The sequence below is a fragment of the Streptomyces sp. NPDC047043 genome, from assembly GCF_040644055.1.
Lineage (GTDB): Bacteria > Actinomycetota > Actinomycetes > Streptomycetales > Streptomycetaceae > Streptomyces.
The window spans coordinates 37020-60732 of record NZ_JBEYVO010000019.1; the positions used below are offsets into that span (position 1 = coordinate 37020).

20 protein-coding genes are annotated in these 23713 nt (G+C 68.2%); 10 read left to right on the forward strand and 10 right to left on the reverse strand.

The window, feature by feature from the left end; translation table 11 throughout:
- Window positions 1-124 precede the first annotated feature (124 nt).
- Complete coding sequence (locus ABZ880_RS28255; RefSeq protein WP_361267967.1) at window positions 125-652, forward strand: hypothetical protein; 528 nt, start codon at window positions 125-127, stop codon at window positions 650-652.
- A 126-nt stretch (window positions 653-778) separates the two neighbouring features.
- On the opposite strand, the gene ABZ880_RS28260 is transcribed toward ABZ880_RS28255, so the two are convergent.
- Complete coding sequence (locus ABZ880_RS28260) at window positions 779-2221, reverse strand: CCA tRNA nucleotidyltransferase (RefSeq protein ID WP_361267969.1); 1443 nt, start codon at window positions 2219-2221, stop codon at window positions 779-781.
- A gap of 270 nt (window positions 2222-2491) precedes the next feature.
- Here ABZ880_RS28260 and ABZ880_RS28265 point away from each other — a divergent pair, with 270 nt between their 5' ends.
- The 7 genes from ABZ880_RS28265 to trxA all read left to right on the forward strand — a co-directional run bounded on the left by ABZ880_RS28265 (window position 2492) and on the right by trxA (window position 12256).
- Entirely contained in the window at window positions 2492-4882 is a 2391-nt protein-coding gene (locus ABZ880_RS28265) for a DUF6049 family protein (RefSeq protein WP_361267971.1), read from the forward strand.
- Between the two features lie 45 nt (window positions 4883-4927).
- The gene (gene murJ, locus ABZ880_RS28270; protein ID WP_361267974.1) at window positions 4928-7219 is read left to right on the forward strand and encodes a murein biosynthesis integral membrane protein MurJ; all 2292 of its coding nucleotides are present in this window, start codon (window positions 4928-4930) and stop codon (window positions 7217-7219) included.
- Between the two features lie 138 nt (window positions 7220-7357).
- Entirely contained in the window at window positions 7358-9076 is a 1719-nt protein-coding gene (locus ABZ880_RS28275) for a serine/threonine protein kinase (RefSeq protein ID WP_361267976.1), read from the forward strand.
- A 31-nt stretch (window positions 9077-9107) separates the two neighbouring features.
- Complete coding sequence (gene sigM / locus ABZ880_RS28280) at window positions 9108-9833, forward strand: RNA polymerase sigma factor SigM (protein ID WP_361267979.1); 726 nt, start codon at window positions 9108-9110, stop codon at window positions 9831-9833.
- Window positions 9830-10744: a hypothetical protein gene (locus tag ABZ880_RS28285; protein WP_361267982.1), complete on the forward strand. Its 915-nt coding sequence runs from the start codon at window positions 9830-9832 to the stop codon at window positions 10742-10744. Before sigM ends, ABZ880_RS28285 begins: the two co-directional genes overlap by 4 nt.
- Before the next feature lie 169 nt (window positions 10745-10913).
- Window positions 10914-11882 (forward strand): thioredoxin-disulfide reductase, encoded by a 969-nt coding sequence (gene trxB / locus ABZ880_RS28290; protein ID WP_361267985.1) that lies wholly within the window; start codon window positions 10914-10916, stop codon window positions 11880-11882.
- Window positions 11883-11923: 41 nt separating this feature from the next.
- Window positions 11924-12256, forward strand: a complete 333-nt coding sequence (gene trxA, locus ABZ880_RS28295; protein WP_003991504.1) for a thioredoxin — start codon at window positions 11924-11926, stop codon at window positions 12254-12256.
- A gap of 81 nt (window positions 12257-12337) precedes the next feature.
- Here the strand turns inward: trxA and ABZ880_RS28300 are convergent, their stop codons facing one another.
- The 9 genes from ABZ880_RS28300 to rpmH form a co-directional block, all read right to left on the reverse strand.
- Entirely contained in the window at window positions 12338-12955 is a 618-nt protein-coding gene (locus ABZ880_RS28300) for a GNAT family N-acetyltransferase (RefSeq protein WP_361267987.1), read from the reverse strand.
- A 329-nt stretch (window positions 12956-13284) separates the two neighbouring features.
- Window positions 13285-14385 (reverse strand): ParB/RepB/Spo0J family partition protein, encoded by a 1101-nt coding sequence (locus ABZ880_RS28305; protein WP_361267990.1) that lies wholly within the window; start codon window positions 14383-14385, stop codon window positions 13285-13287.
- On the reverse strand, window positions 14382-15455 hold the full coding sequence (locus ABZ880_RS28310) for a ParA family protein (RefSeq protein WP_361268410.1): 1074 nt from the start codon (window positions 15453-15455) through the stop codon (window positions 14382-14384). The genes ABZ880_RS28305 and ABZ880_RS28310 overlap by 4 nt, the downstream gene beginning before the upstream one ends.
- 298 nt (window positions 15456-15753) lie before the next feature.
- Entirely contained in the window at window positions 15754-16470 is a 717-nt protein-coding gene (gene rsmG, locus ABZ880_RS28315) for a 16S rRNA (guanine(527)-N(7))-methyltransferase RsmG (RefSeq protein WP_361267993.1), read from the reverse strand.
- Between the two features lie 119 nt (window positions 16471-16589).
- Window positions 16590-17102 carry a R3H domain-containing nucleic acid-binding protein gene (locus ABZ880_RS28320; protein ID WP_361267995.1) on the reverse strand — a complete coding sequence of 171 codons (513 nt, stop codon included), beginning with the start codon at window positions 17100-17102 and terminating at the stop codon, window positions 16590-16592.
- A gap of 15 nt (window positions 17103-17117) precedes the next feature.
- Complete coding sequence (gene yidC, locus ABZ880_RS28325; protein WP_361267998.1) at window positions 17118-18416, reverse strand: membrane protein insertase YidC; 1299 nt, start codon at window positions 18414-18416, stop codon at window positions 17118-17120.
- 3 nt (window positions 18417-18419) lie between these two features.
- Window positions 18420-18797 carry a membrane protein insertion efficiency factor YidD gene (gene yidD, locus ABZ880_RS28330; protein ID WP_361268001.1) on the reverse strand — a complete coding sequence of 126 codons (378 nt, stop codon included), beginning with the start codon at window positions 18795-18797 and terminating at the stop codon, window positions 18420-18422.
- The gene (gene rnpA / locus ABZ880_RS28335; RefSeq protein ID WP_078912589.1) at window positions 18794-19165 is read right to left on the reverse strand and encodes a ribonuclease P protein component; all 372 of its coding nucleotides are present in this window, start codon (window positions 19163-19165) and stop codon (window positions 18794-18796) included. The genes yidD and rnpA overlap by 4 nt, the downstream gene beginning before the upstream one ends.
- Before the next feature lie 21 nt (window positions 19166-19186).
- Window positions 19187-19324, reverse strand: coding sequence for a 50S ribosomal protein L34 (gene rpmH / locus ABZ880_RS28340; RefSeq protein WP_015659252.1), 138 nt, complete (start codon window positions 19322-19324; stop codon window positions 19187-19189).
- 383 nt (window positions 19325-19707) lie between these two features.
- On the opposite strand from rpmH, the gene dnaA reads away from it, so the two are divergent.
- Window positions 19708-21678 (forward strand): chromosomal replication initiator protein DnaA, encoded by a 1971-nt coding sequence (gene dnaA, locus ABZ880_RS28345; RefSeq protein WP_361268005.1) that lies wholly within the window; start codon window positions 19708-19710, stop codon window positions 21676-21678.
- Window positions 21679-22535: 857 nt separating this feature from the next.
- Entirely contained in the window at window positions 22536-23666 is a 1131-nt protein-coding gene (dnaN, locus tag ABZ880_RS28350; protein WP_361268008.1) for a DNA polymerase III subunit beta, read from the forward strand.
- Window positions 23667-23713: the final 47 nt, after the last annotated feature.

The following is a 23713-nucleotide window of genomic DNA, read 5'->3' on the forward strand; positions in this document are numbered from 1 at the left end:
TGTCACATCAAAGCCACAGAGTTCCCCCTAGGCGCAGAAGTGTCAGTGAGGGCCTGTAACTTACCTGCGTCTTATGCGCCTCTTATGTGCGCCGCTCACCTACCTGTTCTAGGGGGACCCCTCAGTGACCACTCCGCCGCCCCAGGGCCAGAACCCGTTCGCACAGGGCCAGCAGCCCTACGGCCAGCCCCAGGGCCAGGCCCCGTACCCGCCCCAGGGTGGCCAGCCGCAGCCCGGTCAGCCGGGGGTTCCCCAGCAGGCGCCGTACGCACCGTTCCCCAACCAGGGCGCACCGGTTCCGGCCCCCGCCCCGACCGGCCGACGCCTCGGTAAGAAGGCCATACGCTTCATCGGCATCATCGTCGTCGCCGTCATCGTCGGCCTCCTCAAGTTCGGCGCTGGCTGGTTCCTGACCCGCGACGACGCGGAGACGACGTCGGTGGGCTCCTGCATGCACAACGACGGTTCCAACACCAACCCTGACCTCAAGGAAGTCGACTGCTCTTCCACTGACGCCCAGTACGAGGTCGTGCAGAAATTCGACGGTTCCAGCGACGACAGCAAGTGCGAGGCCGTCACGGCGGCGACGATCTCGTACATCCAGTACGGCGGCGGCCACGACGTGGTGCTCTGCCTGAAGGAAACCAAGTAACACCGGAGCCGGTACGCGCTGAGGGGCGGTGTTTCACGTGAAACACCGCCCCTCAGCGCATCCGGCACCACGCCTTCATGGATCAGGGGTGATGTTTCACGTGAAACATCACCCCGCTCCGCAGGCTCAGCTCTGCTCCGCCCACCACTCCTTGAGCGCAGCCACCGCCGCGTCGTACCCCATAGGTCCGTTCTCCAGCCGCAGTTCCAGCATGTGCTTGTACGCACGGCCGATGACCGGCCCAGGCCCGACGTCCAGGATCTCCATGATCTGGTTGCCGTCGAGATCCGGGCGGATCGCGTCCAGCTCCTCCTGCTCCTGGAGTTGAGCGATGCGCTCCTCGAGGCCGTCGTACGCGCGCGACAGCGCCGCCGCCTTGCGCTTGTTCCGTGTCGTGCAGTCCGAGCGGGTCAGCTTGTGGAGGCGACCGAGGAGCGGGCCGGCGTCACGGACATAGCGGCGGACCGCCGAGTCCGTCCACTCACCGGTGCCGTAGCCGTGGAAGCGCAGGTGGAGCTCGACCAGGCGTGAGACGTCCTTCACCAGTTCGTTGGAGTACTTGAGCGCGGTCATGCGCTTCTTCGTCATCTTCGCCCCGACCACCTCGTGGTGGTGGAACGAGACCCGGCCGTCCTTCTCGAAGCGGCGCGTGCGGGGTTTGCCGATGTCGTGCAGGAGCGCGGCCAGTCGGAGGGTCAGGTCGGGGCCGTTCTCCTCCAGCGCGATCGCCTGCTCCAGGACGATCAGCGTGTGCTCGTAGACGTCCTTGTGGCGGTGGTGCTCGTCGCTCTCCAGCCGCAGGGCCGGCAGTTCGGGCAGCACGTGGTCGGCAAGGCCGGTGTCGACCAACAGCGTCAGACCCTTACGCGGGTTGGAAGACAGGATCAGCTTGTTCAGCTCGTCCCGTACCCGCTCCGCCGAGACGATCTCGATCCGCCGGGCCATCTCCTTCATCGCTGTCACGACCTCGGGAGCCACCTCGAAGTCGAGCTGCGCGGCGAATCGCGCGGCCCGCATCATCCGCAGCGGGTCGTCGGAGAAGGACGCCTCAGGCGTGCCCGGAGTACGCAGCACTCGCGCCGCGAGGTCGTCGAGTCCGCCGTGCGGGTCGATGAACTTCTTCTCCGGCAGCGCCAGCGCCATGGCGTTCACCGTGAAGTCACGCCGGACGAGGTCTTCCTCGATGGAATCGCCGTACGACACCTCGGGCTTGCGCGAGGTCCGGTCATAGGCTTCCGACCGGTAGGTCGTCACCTCGATCTGGAAGCCGTCCTTCTGGGCCCCGACCGTGCCGAAGGCGATGCCAACCTCCCACACGGCGTCCGCCCACGGCCGGACGATCTTGAGAACGTCCTCGGGGCGTGCGTCGGTCGTGAAGTCGAGGTCGTTGCCGAGCCGGCCGAGCAGTGCGTCCCGGACCGAGCCGCCGACCAGCGCGAGTGAGAACCCGGCCTCCTGGAAGCGGCGGGCGAGGTCGTCGGCGACAGGGGCGACTCGCAGCGGTTCACTCGGCACGCGGAGCTGCTCCTGACTCAGGGCACTGGAAGTGGCTTCGTTGGCGTTCGGCACAACAGAAGAGGGTACGTGGCCCGGGCGACGGCGAGCGCCTCCATTGAACGTGCACATCTACGCTTGGACGCATCCGCCCCAAGGTGCGCAAGCCAAGCCTTTGCGCACGTACGAAGGTGCTTCTCCTTATACGCGCACATACTGGACTCCAGGGCGCTGTCCCCCCGATCTTGTGGACCGGTCCGCGGCACTTACCCTCAGCGCGCATCGTTACCATGCGTGGACGCACATTCCGACGACCACTGACGACGACGAGGGACGGGCGAGCGCGTGGCCGAGGCGGCAGACTTCCTGAGGACGAGTCCCTCACCTGCCCGCCGCTGGCTGCGGCGCACCGGAGCACTGCTCGCAGGGGCGCCTCTGCTGGCCGGGCTGCTCCAGCTGCCCACAGCCGGTTCCGCTGCAGCAGTCGGCCAGGCGTCGTTGAAGGACGCCTCCGGCTCGGGCTCGGTGGCCGTAGCCCTCGACTCGCTCAGCCCCGGCGTCCCCACGGACGGGGACACCGTGACCGTGTCGGGCACGGTGACCAACAACGGCAAACAGACGGTCACCGGCGCCCATGTGGGACTGCGCGTGGGCCCCCGGCTGAACACGCGCTCGGCTGTCGACAGCGTCGTCAGGGACAGCGACGACGTCCAGGGTGCGGCGGCCCCTGAGGTCGGCGGCAAGTACGTCGAGAAGTTCTCCAAGCTCACTCCGGGGGTCGCCGAGCACTTCAGCATCTCCGTACCGGTCGACAAGCTGGACCTCGGCGCCGACGGCGTCTACCAGTTCGCCGTCTCGCTGTCCGGCCAGACCTCCGCGCAGCCGTGGAACCAGGTCCTCGGCAGCCGGCAGACCTTCCTGCCGTGGCAGCCCGACGAGGCCGACACGAAGACCAGGACGACGTTCCTGTGGCCGCTCATCTCGACCGTCCACATGACGGCGGAGACGGGGTCGAACGAGCAGCAGACGCCGGTCTTCCTCAACGACGACCTCGCGAAGGAGATCTCCCCGGGCGGCCGTCTGGACGAGATGCTGTCGCTGGGCAAGGACCTCGACGTCACCTGGGTGATCGACCCGGACCTGCTGGCCTCGGTCGACGCGATGACCCGCAGCTACAAGGTCCGGACCGACAGCGGCGCCACCACGGCGGGCACGCACCAGGCGATCGCCAAGCAGTGGCTCGCCGAGCTGCAGGACACGGTGGCCGGCCAGGAGGTCGTCGCCCTGCCCTTCGCCGACCCCGACCTGGCCTCCCTCGCCCACAACGGCACGAGCGTCACCGGCTCGCTGAGCCATCTCAAGGAAGCCACCGACGTCGCAGCCACCACGGTGAAGACGGTCCTCCACGTGACGCCGAGCACCGACTTCGCCTGGCCGGTGGAGGGCGCCGTCGACCCGTCGATCGTCAAGGTCGCCACCTCGGCCGGCGCCGACAAGGTGATCGCGCGCAGTGACAGCCTCCAGGAGACCGGCGGCCTGCCCTACACCCCCTCGGCGGCCCGCCCGATCGGCGGCGGCACCACAGCCGTGGTCGCGGACGCGCGCCTGTCGACGGTGTTCCAGGGCGATCTCACGAAGGCGTCCGCATCCACACTCGCCGTGCAGCAGTTCCTCGCCCAGAGCCTGACCCTCAACGCCCAGAGCGACAAGCAGCGCAGCATCGTCGTCGCCCCGCAGCGCGTGCCGACGACGCGCCAGGCCCAGGCGATGGCCGAGGCACTGACGGACCTCCAGAGCGGGAACTGGTCCGAGGTCCAGAAGCTCACGTCGGCCGCCAAGGACAAGCCGGATCCGGGTGCCACGACGAAGGTGCCGTCGACGTCCGCGTACCCCTCGTCGCTGCGCAGGCAGGAGCTGCCGCGCTCGGCTTTCGCGGAGATCGGCACCACACAGGACAAGCTCGACAACTTCAGGGTGATCCTCACCGACGAGTCCCGGGTGGTGACCCCCTTCGGCCGGGCCATGAACCGCGAGATGTCCTCGTCTTGGCGCGGCCGCCCGACCGACGCGGAGAACTTCCGCACCAGCGTCGAGGCACATCTCAACGAGCTCAAGAACCAGGTCAAGCTGATCGACAAGTCCGACACCAAGCTGTCCGGACGCAGCGCCACGATCCCCGTCACCGTGCAGAACAACCTGGTGCAGGGCGTCGACCACCTGACACTGCGACTCACCTCGACGAGCCCCACCCGCCTCCAGATCGGCGGCGAGGACTACGACGAACAGCCCGTGGCGGTCTCCGGCGGGCACAGCCAGACGGTGAAGTTCACCACGTCCGCGAAGGCCAACGGCCAGGCGACGGTCGTCGCCCAGCTGTACACGCAGGACGGCCAGAAGTACGGCGACCCCGTCAGGTTCGACGTGAAGGTCACCGAGTTCACGGCCACCGTGATGCTGGTCATCGGCGGTGGCTTCCTCCTGCTCGTCCTCGCCGGCTTCCGCATGTACACCCAGCGCAAGCGGGCCGCCGCCCGCGAGGCCGACGAGGACGGTCCCGACGAGGCGGGCGAGGGCGCCGACGGGCCGGAGAACCCGGAGGACCCCGAGGACCGTCTGAAGGAGGAGTCCGGCATCGATGCCCGGGCAGACGACCCGGAGCAGCCGAGTGACCCGACACCGGACACCGCAGCGGAAAGCGTCGACCCGTCCGGCACGGGTGAGAGAGTGGACCGTTGAGCGATGTCGTGGCCGGTGGGCCGGGGACGATGAGGTGGGGTAACCATGAACGCGCCGTACGACGGTGACCGCGGCCGGGCCGCGGGCAGCTCGGGCCGCCCCGAGGGCCCGCCGCCCGAGCCCGGCCAGGTACCGCCGCAGCCGCCGGCCGACATGTACCTCCAGGACGCCTACGACCAGGACCCCTACCGGTCCCAGGACCTCGCCGCCCAGGACCCGGTCGCCGAGGCGCTCTACGACCGCGCCGCGCACCCCCCGCCGCCCCCGGGCACGTACCAGCCTCAGCAGCCCCTGTACGCCCAGCCGCCCCAGTCGCCGTACGCCCCCGACCCGCGCATGTGGGCCCAGACGCCGGCTCCGGAGCCGGAGGGCCCGACCCAGTACCTGCCGTACGGCGACGACCCCAGGACGACCCAGTTCGTGGGCGTCGACGACCTCGTCAGCCAGGCCGGCGAGCAGCGCCATGAGCCGGACGCGTTCGCGCACCTCTTCCGCGACCAGCAGCAGGGCGGATACCTGCCGTCGGATCCCCCGTCGGTACCTGGTCCGGCAGCCGCCCCGGGCGGGCCGTCACCGGCGCCGCAGCACCAGGCTCCGACGGCCCCCACGCCCCCGGCCGACCAGACCCTGAACCTCGGCGCCACACCCGCCGCAGCCCCGGCCCCGGCGCCGACTCCTGCGCCGGCTCCCGCTGCGGCGAAGAAGGGCGGAAAGGCCTCGGGTCTGCTCAAGTCCAGCGCGGTGATGGCGGCCGGCACGATGGTCTCCCGCCTCACCGGCTTCATCCGCTCGGCGCTGATCGTCTCGGCGCTCGGCGTCGGTCTGCTCGGTGACACCTTCCAGGTCGCCTACCAGCTGCCGACGATGATCTACATCCTGACCGTCGGCGGCGGCCTCAACTCCGTGTTCGTGCCGCAGCTCGTGCGCGCCATGAAGGAGGACGAGGACGGCGGCGAGGCGTACGCCAACCGGCTGCTGACCCTGGTCATGGTGGCCCTCGGTGTGCTGACCGCACTCGCTGTCCTCGGCGCCCCGTTCCTGATCCGCCTCCTGTCCGACTCGGTGGCCAGTGACCCGGCGGCCAACGAGGTCGGCATCACCTTCGTCCGCTACTTCCTGCCCTCGATCTTCTTCATGGGTGTCCACGTGGTGATGGGGCAGATCCTCAACGCCCGCGGGAAGTTCGGCGCGATGATGTGGACGCCGGTCCTCAACAACATCGTCATCATCGTGACGCTCGGCATGTTCATGTGGGTGTACGGCACCGCGGCCGACTCCGGCATGAAGGTCACGAACATCCCGCCGGAGGGCCAGCGGCTCCTCGGCATCGGCGTGCTGCTCGGCCTCGTCGTCCAGGCGCTGGCGATGATCCCGTATCTGCGGGAGACCGGCTTCCGGCTGCGGCTGCGCTTCGACTGGAGGGGCCACGGCCTCGGCAAGGCCGTGACGCTGGCCAAGTGGACCGTCCTGTTCGTCCTCGCCAATCAGGCCGGCGCGATCGTCGTCTCACAGCTGTCCACCTCGGCCGGCAAGGCCTCGCCCGTCGACGGCACCGGCTTCGCCGCCTACGCCAACGCCCAGCTGATCTGGGGCCTGCCGCAGGCCATCATCACTGTCTCCCTGATGGCCGCCCTGCTGCCGCGCATCTCGCGCTCGGCGGCGGAGGACGACGGCGGCGCCGTCCGCGACGACATCTCCCAGGGCCTGCGCACCACGGCCGTCGCCATCGTGCCGATCGCCTTCGGTTTCCTCGCCCTCGGCATCCCGATGTGCACGCTGATCTTCGGCTCCTCGGGCATCAGCGAGGCCACGAACATGGGCTTCATGCTGATGGCTTTCGCCCTCGGCCTGATCCCGTACTCCGTGCAGTACGTCGTCCTGCGTGCGTTCTACGCCTACGAGGACACCCGGACGCCCTTCTACAACACGGTCATCGTGGCCGCCGTCAATGCGGGTGCCTCGGCGCTGTGTTACTTCGTGCTGCCGCCTCGCTGGGCCGTGGCGGGCATGGCCGCCTCCTACGGCCTCGCCTACGCCATCGGCGTCGGTGTGGCCTGGAACCGGCTGCGCAAGCGGCTGGGCGGCGACCTGGACGGTGCCCGTGTCCTGCGGACGTACGCCAGGCTCTGCATCGCCTCGGTGCCCGCGGCCGCTCTGAGCGGCGCGGCCTGCTACGGGATCGGCCACACGCTCGGCCAGGGTGTCGTCGGATCCTTCGCGGCACTTGTCGCCGGCGGGGTGGTCCTTCTCGGGATCTTCTTCGTCGCCGCCCGCAAGATGCGCATCGAGGAACTGAATTCGCTGGTCGGCATGGTCCGCGGGCGTCTGGGACGCTGAGGCCGGGGTACGCGCACAACCATCGTCCGCCACCGTGTGTCGTGCATAGCGGCGGACTGTGGGCACAATTGGTTTCGGCGTCGGACAGCGCGCACGGATGTCGGTCGGCGCGCAATGAATGGGGAGGCAGGAACGACGGTGGCAGAACGGAGCACGGCTGCCGTCGACGTGGCAGACAACAGCGGCGACGAGCCGCTGACCGCACAGGCGGACCAGTCCACGGCCGACGGGGTGGCCCAGAACCGGGAGCGGGACACGGAGATCGACGAGGCACAGGGGAGTGGCGGGACCGAGGGTCCCGGGAAGGCCTCACCGCCCGAGCTGCACAGCGGTCACAAGCTGGCCAGACGGTACCGGCTCGAGGAGTGCGTCACCCGTCTGGACGGATTCAGCAGCTGGCGTGCGGTGGACGAGAAACTCCGGCGTGCCGTCGGCGTTCACATCCTGCCGGCGGACCATTCGCGGGCACGATCCGTCCTGGCGGCGGCCCGTTCCTCGGCGCTGCTGGGTGATCCCCGCTTCGTCCAGGTACTCGACGCCGTCGAGGAGAACGACCTCGTCTACGTCGTCCACGAGTGGCTGCCCGACGCCGTCGAGCTGACCACGCTGCTCGCCTCCGGTCCGCTGGAGCCGCACGACGCCTACCAGATGGTCAGTCAGATCGCCTCCGCGATGGCTGCAGCGCACCGCGAGGGACTCGCCCATCTGCGGCTGAACCCCAACGCTGTACTGCGAACTTCCAGCGGTCAGTGGCGCATCCGCGGACTCGCCGTCAACGCCGCGCTGCGCGGCATCAGTTCAGACACCCCGCAGCGCACCGACACGGAGGCGGTCGGCGCGCTCCTGTATGCGGGACTGACCCAGCGCTGGCCGTACGAGAGCGACGCGTACGGCCTGTCCGGTCTTCCCAAGGACGTCGGCCTCATCGCACCCGACCAGGTGCGTGCCGGAGTCCACAGGGGCCTGTCCGAGCTCTCCATGCGCGCGCTCGCCAACGACGGGGCCACCGCGTCCCGTCACGAGTCCCCGTGCACGACGCCGGAGGAGCTGGTGAAGGCAGTCGGCGAGATGCCCCGCATCCGCCCGCCGGAGCCCGCCTTCACCGCGCCGCCGGAGTACCAGCGCACGACGTACCAGCAGGGCACCTACGGCCGCCCCGCACCGCACCCCGGCGCCACGCAGCCCGTGCCGGCTCCTCCGGCCCCCCTGCAGAGCCGCACCGGCAAGGCCCTGAAGTGGGCTGTCTCGGCCCTCCTGATCGCCGCGCTGGGCCTGGGCAGTTGGCAGCTCGCCGACGCCCTCATGGACAGCGGCAACAAGTCGGACGACACCAACAAGACGCAGACGACGGACGGGAACGACAAGAACGGCGGCAACACGAAGCCGGTCAAGTCGATCACGATCGAGAACGCGCAGGAGTACGCCGTCGAGGGCTCGCTTCAAGCCCCCGAGGACGTCAAGAACACGTACGACAGCAACAGTTCGACCTACTGGCGGACCAAGAGCTACAACGCCGGTCCCAAGCTCGCGCCGTACAAGCCGGGCGTGGGCATCGTCTACGAGCTCGGCTCGGCCCAGACGATCTCGACGGCGACCATAGGGCTCCGGTACGGGGGCAACCACACGACGGTCCACCTGTACGCCACCGACTCGCTGTCCCCCGCGACTTCGGTCGACGGGATGGAGGAGATCGGAACCGCGACCACGAGCGGCACCTCTCTCACGGTGAAGGCCTCGAAGAAGCCGAAGACCCAGTACGTCTTGCTGTGGATCACGGACGTGCCGAAGGCGCCCGGGGACTCCTACAGCAGCGCCGGTTACAAGCAGGCCGTCACCGACGTGAAGTTCACCGGCTGACAACGCACCACATCCCAGGGGAGGGGGTCCGATGGCAGATGAGACCGCATACGGCGACGCAAGCGATCAGGACCTCCTGGCCCGCCATGTAGAGGGCGACCCCGACGCCTTCGGCGAGCTCGTACGGCGTCATCGCGACCGATTGTGGGCGGTGGCCCTGCGGACGCTGGGCGACCGCGAGGAGGCCGCTGACGCCGTTCAGGACGCCCTTGTGTCCGCTTACCGGGCCGCCCACACCTTCCGCGGCCAGTCGGCCGTCACGACGTGGCTGCACCGGATCACGGTGAACGCGTGCCTCGACCGTGCACGGAAGGCGGCCTCGCGGAAGACCTCCCCGGTCGACGACACAGAGCGGCTGGAGCAGTTGCTGGAGCCGCACGAGGAGGCATCGGCTCCCGCTGAGCGCAACGATCTGCACCGGCAGCTGCTGGAGGCCCTGGGCACGCTTCCCCACGACCAGCGCGCCGCGCTCGTCCTTGTGGACATGCAGGGATACCCGGTCGCCGAAGCCGCCCGCGTGCTCGACGTCCCCACCGGCACGGTGAAGAGCCGCTGCGCTCGCGGCAGAGCCAGACTTCTGCCCCTCCTCACTCATCTGCGGCCGGAAAACGCCGGTGGCGGCAAAGAACGGGGCGAGGGGCGGAACCGGACTCAGGGGACATCCGTCCCACCGGCAGCGGGACCACCGACTGCCGGTCCACGCGATACCGGGCAAAGCGATTCAGCTGCTGTGAAGGGCGGAGGTGGGCGAGCGTGACATCCACGACGGACATGGCCGGACACCCGGACGTCGCCGAGATCTCCGACCTCACCGAAGGCCTCCTCCCGCCGTCCCGGACCGCCGACGTACAACAGCACCTGGACGATTGCGAGCTCTGCGGGGACGTCTACGCGTCGCTGGAGGAGATCCGGGGGCTGCTCGGCACGCTGCCGGGCCCGCCGCGCATGCCCGCCGATGTCGCGGGACGGATCGACGCCGCCCTCGCGGCGGAGGCACTGCTGGACGCGACGGCACCCGAGGACACGGATGCCCCGGCACTCATCGGTGCATCCCGTTCATCGGACGACACCGACGACAGCGCACATGTTTCACGTGAAACATCGGCAGCAGCGGACCGTCCCACCGGGCACGCCCGCACCGCCACCACCGGCCCGGGCCGCAAGGACCGCAAGAGGGGCGGACGCCGCAGGGTCGCCATCCTGGGCACCGTGTTCACCGTCGCCGCTCTGGGCCTCGGTTCCGTTCTGCTGTCAACGCTCGACGACGGCAAGACCTCCACTCCTCAGGCCGGCAACCGTGAGTCCGCCGGGGACACCTTCTCCGAGGCCAAGTTGGAGACCCAGGTCACCGGTCTCCTCGAGGAAACGACGGGGAGCGGCTCGCACGCTCCGCACAGCCTCGGAGTCAAGGGTGGCACCGACCAGCCCAGGGTCTTCAAGACGCCCACGGTCCCGGACTGTGTCCAGGAGGGCATCGGACGGAAGGACGCGGCGCTCGCCACGGAGCAGGGCCGCTACGAGGGGAAGACCGCCTTGCTCGTGGTCCTGCCCGACACCTCCGGCAGCAGCACCCGGGTAACCGCGTACATCGTGGATGCGTCCTGTGTGAGTCATCCTTCGTCGGCCAAGGCGAGGGTTCTCCTGACGCACTCCTACATTCGCCCCTGAGCGCACACGCTTCGTCTCCGTCCTGCGTGGTATCCCGTACGGTGTCGCGTCTCCGTGTGCCCGGACACAGCGGGAATGCGCGCCCCTTAGGATCCGTTGGGTGGGGTGAGAGTTCTGAGAGGGGCTCCCACCGGTCCGACGACGCAGTCCAGAGACGAGGAACCAAGCCGTGAGCGACGTCCGTAACGTGATCATCATCGGCTCCGGGCCCGCCGGCTACACGGCGGCGCTCTACACCGCGCGCGCGTCGCTGAAGCCGCTGGTGTTCGAGGGCGCCGTCACCGCCGGTGGCGCCCTGATGAACACCACCGACGTGGAGAACTTCCCCGGCTTCCGGGACGGCATCATGGGCCCCGAGCTCATGGACAACATGCGCGCCCAGGCCGAGCGCTTCGGCGCCGAACTCGTCCCCGACGACATCGTCTCCGTCGACCTGACCGGTGACATCAAGACCGTCACGGACACCGCCGGCACCGTGCACAAGGCGAAGGCCGTCATCGTCACCACCGGCTCGCAGCACCGCAAGCTCGGCCTGCCGAACGAGGACGCGCTCTCCGGCCGCGGCGTCTCCTGGTGCGCCACCTGTGACGGCTTCTTCTTCAAGGACCAGGACATCGCCGTGATCGGCGGCGGTGACACCGCGATGGAGGAGGCCACCTTCCTCTCCCGCTTCGCCAAGTCCGTGACGATCGTCCACCGCCGGGACACCCTGCGCGCCTCCAAGGCGATGCAGGAGCGCGCCTTCGCCGACCCGAAGATCAAGTTCGTCTGGGACAGCGAGGTCGCCGAGATCCAGGGCGACCCCAAGCTCTCGGGCCTGAAGCTGCGCAACCTCAAGACCGGCGAACTCTCGGACCTGGCGGTCACCGGCCTGTTCATCGCAATCGGCCACGACCCTCGCACCGAACTCTTCAAGGGCCAGCTCGACCTCGACGAGGAGGGCTACCTCAAGGTCGCCTCCCCCTCGACCCGCACCAACCTCACCGGAGTCTTCGCCGCCGGTGACGTGGTCGACCACACCTACCGGCAGGCGATCACCGCGGCCGGCACCGGCTGCTCCGCCGCCCTCGACGCCGAGCGCTTCCTCTCCGCCCTTGCGGACGAGGAGCAGGCCGAGCCCGAGAAGACCTCTGTCTGACCTCCATCCGCCCCACGCACCAACCAGTTAAGGAGCCCGCCGTGGCCGGCACCCTGAAGAATGTGACCGACGACTCCTTCGAGCAGGACGTCCTCAAGAGCGACAAGCCCGTACTGGTGGACTTCTGGGCCGCCTGGTGCGGTCCGTGCCGCCAGATCGCGCCGTCCCTCGAAGCGATCGCCGCCGAGTACGGCGACAAGATCGAGGTCGTCAAGCTCAACATCGACGAGAACCCGGGTACGGCCGCCAAGTACGGCGTCATGTCCATCCCGACGCTGAACGTCTACCAGGGCGGAGAGGTCGCCAAGACCATCGTCGGCGCGAAGCCGAAGGCCGCGATCGTCCGTGACCTCGAGGACTTCATCGCCGAGTAGTCGGTGAAGCTGTCGAGCCGACGGCACATGTTTCACGTGAAACACGGATGGGCCAACCCCGCGGGTTGGCCCATCCGGCATTTACAGCGGCCGCAGCGCTGGTTCCTTCTGTACGGCCCCCAACAAGCGGTCGAGCGCCATCTCCACGTCTTCCTTCCAGGAGAGCGTCGTGCGCAGCTCCAGCCTGAGACGCGGGTATGTCGGGTGCGGGCGGACCGTCTTGAATCCCACGGCCGTCAGATGGTCGGCCGGAAGGACACAGGCGGGTTCCTTCCAACGCGCGTCCCCGAAGGCCTCGATGGCCTTGAAGCCCCGTCGCAGCAGATCCTTGGCGACCGTCTGGACCATGACCCGCCCCAGTCCCTGTCCCTGATACCCCGGCATGATGAACGCGGTCATCAACTGCACCGCGTCCGGCGAGACGGGGCTCGTCGGGAATGCCGTCGAACGGGGTACGTAGGCCGGAGGGGCGTAGAGGACGAAGCCCACCGGTACATCGTCGACGTAGACGATCCGGCCGCAGGAACCCCAGTCCAGCAGAACGGCCGAGATCCACGCCTCCTTCTCCAGGGCGGGTGTGCCCGCCCTTACCGCGGCCTCACTGCTGACTGGGTCCAACTCCCAGAAGACGCACGCGCGACAGCGCTTGGGAAGGTCCTGAACGTTGTCCAGCGTGAGCGGTACGAGCCGACGCCCCATGAAGGCTGTTCCTCGCTTCCTTCGCCCGCAGCGTCGCGGGCGGCTGTCAGAGCGCTCCGTTCCTTCAGCAGGCTGCCGACGAAGCCGCCGACCGCGCCCAGCCCCAGGCCCGCGCTCACCAGTCCGCTGCGGCTCATCGTTCGCATGGCCCCTGCCTCCCTCTCAGAGGTACTGCCAGGTGGATGCGCCCTGTCCGAACGCATCGTATCCACGATGCGATTGCATCGATACCGCCTGAAAGCAAAGAGGGGGCCGTGTTCCGGTACACACCGGACACGGCCCCCTCCCTCGGCCGAGTGAGGACATCCGCCCTTCCGGCCACAGGCACTTCAGTCCTCGGTCTCCTCGGATGCGCCCTCAAGAAGACTCTTCTGCAAGACCGGTCCCTCGCCGGGAGCGAGGGTGCTGAGGATCCGCTCGAGGTCCTCCATGGAGGCGAACTCGACGGTGATCTTGCCCTTCTTCTGCCCCAGGTCGACCTTCACGCGCGTCTCGAAACGGTCCGAGAGCCGGCCCGCGAGGTCGGACAGCGCCGGGGAGACCCGGGTGCCGGCCCGCGGTCCCTTGGAGCGCTGAGCCGTCTGAGGCCGCGAACCCATGAGGGTCACGATCTCCTCGACGGCACGCACCGAGAGCCCCTCGGCCACGATCCGGTGGGCCAGACGGTCCTGCTCCTCCGAGTCCTCGACGGAGAGCAGTGCCCGTGCGTGCCCGGCGGAGAGAACCCCGGCGGCCACGCGACGCTGGACCGCCGGCGAAAGCTTCAGCAGACGCAAGGTGTTGGAAACCTGCGGCCTGGAGCGGCCGATGCGGTCCGCCAACTGGTCGTGCGTGCAGTTGAAGTCCTTCAGGAGCTGGTCGTAGGCGGCGGCCTCTTCCAGCGGGTTCAGCTGCGCCCGGTGCAGGTTCTCCAGGAGAGCGTCCAGGAGGAGCTTCTCGTCCTCCGTGGCCCGCACGATCGCCGGGATCGCCTCCAGCCCCGCCTCACGGCAGGCCCGCCAGCGCCGCTCGCCCATGATGAGCTCGTAACGGGCGGGGCCCAGCTGACGTACGACAACCGGCTGGAGGAGACCGACCTCCTTGATGGAGGTGACGAGTTCCTGCAGTGCGTCCTCGTCGAAGACCTCACGTGGCTGTCGCGGGTTCGGCGAGATGGCGTCGAGGGGGAGCTCCGCGAAGTGGGCACCGATGGGAGCCGCGGGCGTCTCCGCAGAGCCGTTCAGCGACGGTTCCTCGGTTTCATGTGAAACAGGCGGCAGCGTGGCCACCTTCGCCGCGGCCACTCCACGGTCGGAAGTCAGCACCGGCACAGAGCTCGGGGACGCGGAACCTGCGCCCCCCACCGCCGCCGGGGCCGGCGTCTTCTCCGTCGGGGCAGCGGGGATCAGTGCGCCTAGTCCACGGCCCAAACCCCTCCGTCGCTCGCTCACTGAATCCCCTCCACCATGCTCGGGTTGCTCTGGGCGCCGATGTGGGCCTGAGTCGGGTCGTAACTGACGCCGACACCCTTCAGCGCGATTTCTCGTGCCGCCTCAAGATAGGACAGGGCGCCGCTCGATCCGGGATCGTAGGTCAGCACTGTCTGTCCGTAGCTCGGTGCCTCGGAGATACGGACCGAGCGGGGGATGCTCGTCCGCAGCACCTCGTCACCGAAGTGGGTGCGCACCTCTTCCGCGACCTGCGACGCGAGCCGCGTCCGGCCGTCGTACATGGTGAGCAGGATCGTCGATACATGCAGGGCGGGATTGAGGTGCCCCCGCACCAGATCGACGTTGCGCAGCAGCTGGCCCAGACCCTCCAGCGCGTAGTACTCGCACTGGATCGGGATGAGGACCTCGGCACCGGCGACCAATGCGTTGACCGTCAGCAGACCGAGTGAGGGCGGGCAGTCGATGAGGATGTAGTCCAGTGGGTGCTCGTAGGCCTGGATCGCCCGTTGCAGTCGGCTCTCACGTGCCACCAGGGACACCAGCTCGATCTCCGCACCGGCGAGATCGATCGTGGCGGGCGCGCAGAAGAGCCCCTCGACGTCCGGGACAGGCTGGACGACTTCGGCCAGCGGCTTGCTGTCGATCAGCACGTCATAGATCGACGGCACTTCGGCATGATGGTCGATCCCCAGAGCTGTGGACGCGTTGCCCTGCGGGTCGAGGTCGATCACAAGGACTCGGCCCCCGTGCACAGCCAGCGATGCGGCGAGGTTGACCGTAGTCGTCGTTTTACCCACGCCACCCTTCTGGTTGGCGACCACGATGACGCGGGTCTGCTCGGGCCGTGGCAGGCCCTCGCCGGCGCGGCTCAGAGCCTCCACCGCCAGTTGGGCAGCACGACCGATCGGAGTGTCGTCCATCGGGGGCGGTGTTTCACGTGAAACATCCTCCCCCATCGACTCGGTACGGGGACCGGGGACCGGATCGGTCATCGGTCCCGCGATGTTGGCGTCGGACCGCAAGGATTCACTCTCCTCGACTTCAGGCTCGCAATGAACAGAGCCTCCCATGTCTTCGGGGTCGTGAACCAGTGAGGCCTGTTGTTCTGTGGAGAAATCCACCTCTGTGGACAACTCCGTGCCCCTCGCGGGGGACTGAGTGCTGTCGGATGCGGGTGCCTCTCCAAGTGAACCAAGAGGCTTGCGGTCGCGGGGTTCGGCCGCGCGGCCGCGGCTGATGATGCCGTGCAGCAGTGAGCGACGTTTCACGTGAAACACGATGCACAGCCGCCGTGGCCGAACTGTCGCGACACTCCGGCGTGCGTAGGTTTGGCAGCTTGTGTGGAGTACGTCTCGTCGTCAGGGCGGATCAGCGGCGACGACGCGTCCGCCCCGTACGGGCAGCCTTGGCCTTCTTGGCAGCGAAGCGCACGCCCCCGGGGCTCTCCCCGACCTCGACCCGCACAACCGTGGACAGAGGATCCACCACACCTTCGCCGACATGGAGAATGGATGTCTCCACGGCACCAAGCTTGCTCAGCGCGGTCGCCGCGCTCTTGAGCTCCTCCTCAGCCGTGTCGCCCTTGAGTGCCAGCATCTCCCCGTACGGCCGCAGCAGCGGAATGCCCCACGCGGCTAGTCGGTCCAGCGGCGCCACGGCCCGTGCCGTCACCACATGGACCGGCGGCACCTTGCCCATGACCTCCTCGGCACGGCCACGGACGACCGTCACATGGTCCAGGCCCAGCAGCTCGACAACCTCGGTGAGGAAGTTCGTACGCCGCAGCAGGGGTTCCAGCAGCGTGATCTTCAGGTCCTCACGGACGAGCGCCAGGGGAATGCCCGGCAGGCCGGCGCCAGAGCCGACGTCGCACACCGTCACCCCCTCGGGCACGACCTCCGAGAGGACCGCGCAGTTCAGCAGGTGCCGCTCCCACAGGCGGGGCACTTCACGCGGGCCGATCAGACCGCGCTGCACACCCGCCTCGGCGAGTAGCTCCGCGTAGCGAACCGCGTCCGCGAAGCGATCGCCGAACACCTCGCGCGCCTGCTCGGGCGCAGGGGGAAGCTCCGCTGCCTCCGTCACGGGGGACCGTCCTTCCGTACCGCATCAGCGCACCGGGCGCCGACCACCAGAACTATCAGGCTGACAAAGACCGGCCCCGTCTGCGCTACAGACGGGGCCGGAGGAACGTATGAACCGAATCAGGCGGGAAGCACGACGACGAAGCGCTGCGGCTCCTCGCCCTCGGACTCGCTGCGCAGACCCGCGGCCTTGACCGCGTCGTGCACGACCTTGCGCTCGAACGGCGTCATCGGCTGCATCTTCACGGGCTCGCCCGTGCTCTTGACCTCGGCGGCGGCCTTCGCACCCAGCTCGGAGAGCTCGGCACGCTTCTTGGCGCGGTAGCCCGCGATGTCCAGCATCAGCCGGCTGCGGTCCCCGGTCTCCCGGTGCACGGCCAGGCGCGTGAGCTCCTGGAGTGCCTCCAGCACCTCACCGTCACGGCCGACCAGCTTCTGCAGATCGCGGCTGCCCGCATCGCTGATGATCGAGACAGCGGCGCGGTCGGCCTCGACGTCCATGTCGATGTCGCCGTCGAGATCGGCGATGTCCAGCAGACCCTCGAGGTAGTCCGCCGCGATCTCGCCCTCCTGCTCCAGGCGGGTCAGGGTGTCTGCACCCTCGGCAGCGGCGGAGGTGGTGCCTTCCGTCACGGGATGGGCTCCTTCTTACTTCTTGGACGGGGACTTGGGGCGCTGCTGGCCCTTGCGCTGCCCGGACTGGGCCTTGCTACGGCCGCCACTGCCCGACTGCTGAGCGGGCTTCTTGGCGGCGGAGGCAGGCTTGGCGTCCTCGGGCTCGTCGGACTTGCTCAGCGACGTGGACGAACCGGAGTCCGACGCGGACGATCCGGCGTCCGCCGGCTTCGCACCACCGGACTGACGCTGAGCCTTGGTCTGACGCTTGGGCTGCTGGCGCTTGGGGGCGGCGCTGCCGGTCGTCGGCGTACCGTCCTCGGTCTCGGCAGCAACGGCGCTGTCGCTCTTCACCACGGTGCCGTCGGCCTGGGCCGCGAGACCCGCCTTGGTCAGACCGTTGATGAACTTGCGCTCGAACTCGTTGCGGTCGCGACCCTTGGCGACGATCGCCTTGATGATGGTGCGCTCGCTGCGCTTGCGGGCCTTGCCGTGGTTCGTGACGTGCTTGGTCAGGCGCTCCAGGTAGGCGGCCTGGGCCTTGGAACCCGGGGTCGGGTTGTTGTGGATGACGTACATCTGCTGGCCCATGGTCCACACGTTGGTGGTCAGCCAGTAGACGAGGACACCGACCGGGAAGTTGATGCCGAAGACGGCGAACATGACCGGGAAGACGTACATCAGCATCTTCTGCTGCTGCATGAACGGCGTCTTCACCGTGGTGTCGACGTTCTTCGTCATCAGCTGGCGCTGCGTGTAGAACTGCGACGCCGACATCAGGACAATCATGATCGCGGTGACGACACGGACGTCGGTGAGGGAAGCGCCGAGCGACTCCACCTTCGCCGAGCTGTCGGTGAACTTCGCCGCCAGCGGGGCACCGAAGATGTGCGCCTTACGGGCACTGGCGAGCAGCGAGTCGTTGATGACACCGATCGTCGAGCCCGTCGCGATGCCGTTGAGCACGTGGTACAGCGCGAAGAAGAACGGGGACTGCGCCAGGATGGGAAGGCACGAGGAGAGCGGGTTGGTGCCCGTCTCCTTGTACAGCTTCATCATCTCTTCGGACTGACGCTGCTTGTCGTTCTTGTAGCGCTCCTGGATCTTCTTCATCTCGGGCTGGAGCGTCTGCATGGCCCGGGTCGCCTTGATCTGCTTCACGAAGAGCGGGATCAGGCAGATACGGATGAGGATCACCAGGGACACGATGGACAGGCCCCAGGCCCAGCCCGTGTCAGGACCGAAGATCTTCCCGTACACGGAGTGGAACTGGACGATGACCCATGAGACGGGTGTCGTGATGAAGCTGAAGAGGCTGGCAATCGTGTCCACTAATCATGCTCCTTGGGCATGGGACGAGGTCTCTGCGGCCGGGCTCGAAGGAGGATTCTCTTCGGTGCTCGAAACAGGATTCTCTTCGGGGGCCGGTTCGGCGGCGGAGGACCCGCCCCTGCGTGCACGCCACGCGTCACGCAGCATTTCGTGCCACCGCGGGCGCTTGCGCGGCGGGACATGGTCCACACCGCCCAGCGACCACGGATTGCACCGCAGGATGCGCCAGGCGGTGAGCGCCGTGCCCTTGATCGCACCGTGCCGGTCGATGGCCGTGTAGCCGTAGTGGGAACACGACGGGTAGTACTTGCACACCGGCCCGAGCAGCGGACTGATCGTCCACTGGTACAGCTTGATCAGAGCCAGCAGCGGGTACTTCATCGCGCGCCCCCTCCCAGCAGCCGCTCGATGGCGGCATCCAGGTCTCGGGCCAGTTGTGCATGGTCGGCGTCACCCGCACCGGGCAGCGCTCGTACGACTACCAGGCTACCGGGGGGCAACAGGGCTACTCGATCGCGCATCAGATGACGCAGTCTGCGCTTCACCTTGTTGCGTACGACCGCTCCGCCCACAGCTTTGCTCACGACGAAACCCGCACGCGTCGGGGGAGCGCTCTCCCCAGGCGCGTGCGGGTCCGTGGCACCGCTACGAAGATGGACGACGAGAGACGGGCGTCCGGCCCGACGCCCTCGTCGTACCGCGGTCGCGAAGTCCTCGCGCCGCCTCAGCCGGTTCTCGGTGGGCAGCACGACGGCATGACCTGACCGGAATCAGGCGGACAGGCTGGCGCGACCCTTGGCACGACGGTTCGCGAGAATCGCGCGACCGGCACGGGTACGCATCCGCAGGCGGAAGCCGTGGGTCTTCGCGCGACGACGGTTGTTCGGCTGGAAGGTGCGCTTGCTCACTCGGGGGCTCCAGAAATCAAATCGGTGGTGGCGGGTGCCGTACTGGCTGTCACCGTGCGCCCACGAGTAGCTCGCAGTTACGCCCGAGTGCACCGCTTCCCGATCACCTGACGCGATCTGTGCCCATCGGAGGCAGGCGGCAGCAGCCATCGACAACTCGACCTGGTTACGGTACGCGGGGCTACGCCATCCGGTCAAACCAACGGTCACCGAGAGACACTATCCACAGGCTGGGGACAACAACTTGAACCGCACCGGTCGCCCTGACTACCGTGGCTGAACTCCGATTCGTTCCCTTGACCCCTTGTTCTTGGCTCCACCCATTTGAATCCCGACCCGTCCCACAACCACACGTTCGTGGGACCCGTGAGAGAGCGTGCCCTGTGGCTGACGTACCTGCCGATCTTGCCGCAGTGTGGCCACGAGTACTCGAGCAGCTCCTCGGCGAGGGCCGCGGGCAGGGAGTGGAGACCAAGGACGAGCACTGGATCCGCCGCTGCCAGCCGCTCGCGCTGGTCGCGGACACCGCACTGCTCGCCGTACCGAACGAATTCGCCAAAGGCGTGCTCGAGGGCCGCCTCGCCCCCATCGTCAGCGAGACGCTGAGCCGCGAGTGCGGCCGCCCGATCCGCATCGCGATCACCGTCGACGACTCCGCGGGCGAACCCCCCGCGCCGCCGGCCCCGCCGTCCCGCCCGCAACCGCGCTACGAGGAGCCCGAGCTCCCCTCCGGCCAGTACGACAACAACCAGTACGAGGGCTACGGCCGCCACCGCGCCGACGACCACCGGCAGGGTCGCGCCGAGCAGCTCCCCGGCGCCCCGGGCGACCAGCTGCCACCGCCCCGCGCGGACCAGCTCCCCACCGCCCGCCCCGCATACCCCTCGGAGTACCAACGCCCCGAGCCCGGCGCCTGGCCGCGCTCTTCGCAGGACGAGTACAGCTGGCAGCAGCCACGCCTCGGCTTCCCGGAGCGCGACCCCTATGCCTCACCGCCGCAGGACTCGTACCCGCCTTCACCCCAGGACTCGTACGCCCCGCCGCCCCAGGACTACCGCCCGCAGTCGGTGGAGCGCCCTTCGTACGACGCACCGCGCCCCGACTACGACCAGCCTCGCCCGGACTACGACCAGCAGCGCACCGAGTACGAGCCCCGCTCCGACTACGACCAGCGCGACGCGCGCCGAGAGCGCCCCGAGCCGCCGTCCGGTTCCGGGCACGTTCACCGCGGCGGCCCGGTCGGCTCCTCGCTGCCCGCCCCCAGTGGCGCCCCGGGCCCGCTGGCCGCGAAGCCCGCGCCGGCGACCGGCCCCGGTGAGCCCACCGCGCGCCTGAACCCGAAGTACCTCTTCGACACCTTCGTCATCGGCGCGTCCAACCGCTTCGCGCACGCGGCCGCGGTCGCCGTCGCCGAGGCGCCAGCGAAGGCGTACAACCCCCTTTTCATCTATGGGGAGTCGGGGCTCGGCAAGACCCACCTGCTGCACGCGATCGGGCACTACGCGCGCAGCCTCTACCCGGGCACGCGTGTGCGTTATGTGAGCTCGGAGGAGTTCACCAACGAGTTCATCAACTCCATCCGCGACGGCAAGGGCGACAGCTTCCGCAAGCGCTACCGCGAGATGGACATCCTGCTCGTCGACGATATCCAGTTCCTGGCGGACAAGGAGTCGACGCAGGAGGAGTTCTTCCACACCTTCAACACGCTCCACAACGCCAACAAGCAGATCGTGCTCTCCAGCGACCGGCCGCCCAAGCAGCTGGTGACGCTGGAGGACCGACTGCGGAACCGTTTCGAGTGGGGTCTGATCACCGACGTCCAGCCGCCCGAGCTGGAGACGCGCATCGCGATCCTCCGCAAGAAGGCGGTCCAGGAACAACTCAACGCCCCGCCGGAGGTACTGGAGTTCATCGCCTCCCGCATCTCGCGCAACATCCGCGAGCTGGAGGGCGCGCTGATCCGTGTGACGGCGTTCGCATCGCTCAACCGCCAGCCGGTGGACCTGGGCCTGACGGAGATCGTCCTCAAGGACCTCATCCCGGGCGGCGAGGACTCGGCTCCCGAGATCACGTCGACGGCCATCATGAGCGCGACGGCGGACTACTTCGGGCTGACCGTCGAGGACCTCTGCGGCACCTCCCGCGGCCGCGCACTGGTGACCGCCCGCCAGATCGCCATGTACCTGTGCCGCGAACTGACGGACCTCTCCCTGCCGAAGATCGGCGCGCTCTTCGGCGGCCGCGACCACACCACGGTCATGCACGCCGACCGCAAGATCCGCAATCTGATGGCCGAGCGGCGCTCCATCTACAACCAGGTGACCGAGCTGACGAACCGCATCAAGAACGGCTGACAGCCACAGACGTACGTCGTCGAGGGCGCCCCGGGACTCCTTCCCGGGGCGCCCTTCTTCGTGCCGGGGATGCCCGCTGTTCGATTACCTGCCGCGTTACGGCCACTCTCCACAGATTCCGAGACTTTCTGCCGTCCACATCCTGGGGACTGTGAAGTTGTCCAGATCGCAATCCACAGGTTGCCTGTTGAGACACCATCAGAGCAGGTCAAGTGGCTGTGGATTGGTGGATGAAGGATCTCCACAGACTGTGGACAGCGAAATGATCCACAAGCTGTGCACGAAGTTGTCCACCGGCAACCCACAGGCTGAGCCCGATTGTCCCCAGCGATCACTACGTTCTCCACATCGCTGTCCACTGTTCGGCAACGCGACGCGCCTGATCACCGTGTCGAGTGAAAGGCGTCACACGAAGCTGCCGGGTTGGGCTGTGGGAAACGTGGGTAAAGCTGGGGACGCCGCTGGGGAGAAGTCACCTCAGGCTGTGCACGGGGTGTGCAGAACTTTCCGTTCTCCACAGAGCCACCGAGTTGTCCACCGCCTCCGCCCACAGGGCCAGTGGACAAAATTTCCGGTCTGACCTGCGCAAACGCGGTTATCCACGGTTTCCACAGCCCCTACTACTACTCCCAACTAGAGAGAGTGAGAAGTTCGTTTCGAAGGGGGTCCTGTGCACAACTCGCTGTCCGGCTCCCGGCTGCCCCTCGTCACGACTTGACCCCGAGAGGCACCTACTGTCAGTGCGGTGCGTCAGACTGTTCCCCGGTGTCCTTCCCATCACAGGGGACGACGACACCGAGACAGACGACGAAGCCAGGCAGGGCGAGAAGCGCCGGCAACAGCAGGAGGCGGCAACAGTGAAGATCCGGGTGGAACGCGACGTACTCGCGGAGGCAGTGGCCTGGGCGGCGCGCAGCCTCCCGGCCCGTCCGCCGGCGCCTGTCCTCGCCGGCCTTCTGCTGAAGGCCGAGGACGGCGCTCTGAGCCTCTCCAGCTTCGACTACGAGGTCTCCGCGCGCGTGTCCGTGGAGGCGGAGGTCGAGGAGGAGGGCACCGTCCTCGTCTCGGGCCGGCTGCTCGCCGACATCTCGCGGGCGCTCCCCAACCGCCCGGTGGAGATTTCCACAGACGGTGTACGGGCGACGGTCGTGTGCGGCTCCTCGCGGTTCACACTCCACACCCTGCCTGTGGAGGAGTACCCGGCTCTGCCGCAGATGCCGAACGCCACGGGCACGGTCCCCGGTGAGGTCTTCGCCTCCGCGGCCGCCCAGGTGGCCATCGCCGCCGGCCGTGACGACACGCTCCCCGTCCTCACCGGTGTGCGCATCGAGATCGAGGGCGACACCGTCACCCTGGCCTCCACCGACCGCTACCGCTTCGCGGTCCGCGAGTTCCTGTGGAAGCCGGAGAACCCGGACGCGTCCGCGGTCGCCCTGGTGCCCGCGAAGACGCTCCTGGACACCGCCAAGGCTCTGACGAGCGGCGACAGCGTGATCCTGGCGCTGTCCGGCTCGGGCGCGGGCGAGGGCCTCATCGGCTTCGAGGGCGCGGGCCGCCGGACGACGACGCGTCTGCTCGAGGGCGACCTCCCGAAGTACCGCACGCTGTTCCCGACGGAGTTCAACTCGGTCGCGGTGATCGAGACCGCCCCCTTCGTGGAGGCCGTCAAGCGTGTGGCCCTGGTCGCTGAGCGGAACACCCCGGTGCGGCTGAGCTTCGAGCAGGGCGTGCTCATCCTGGAGGCCGGCTCCAGCGACGATGCACAGGCTGTGGAGCGGGTGGACGCGCAGCTGGAAGGCGACGACATCTCGATCGCCTTCAATCCGACGTTCCTGCTGGACGGCCTGAGCGCCATCGACTCCCCGGTGGCTCAGCTGTCGTTCACGACGTCCACGAAGCCCGCGCTGCTGAGCGGCAAGCCGGCCCTCGACGCGGAGGCGGACGAGGCCTACAAGTACCTGATCATGCCGGTGCGCCTGAGCGGCTGAGCATCCCCACCCGGTTGTCCACAGGGCGTGGACAACCGGGTGTCCCT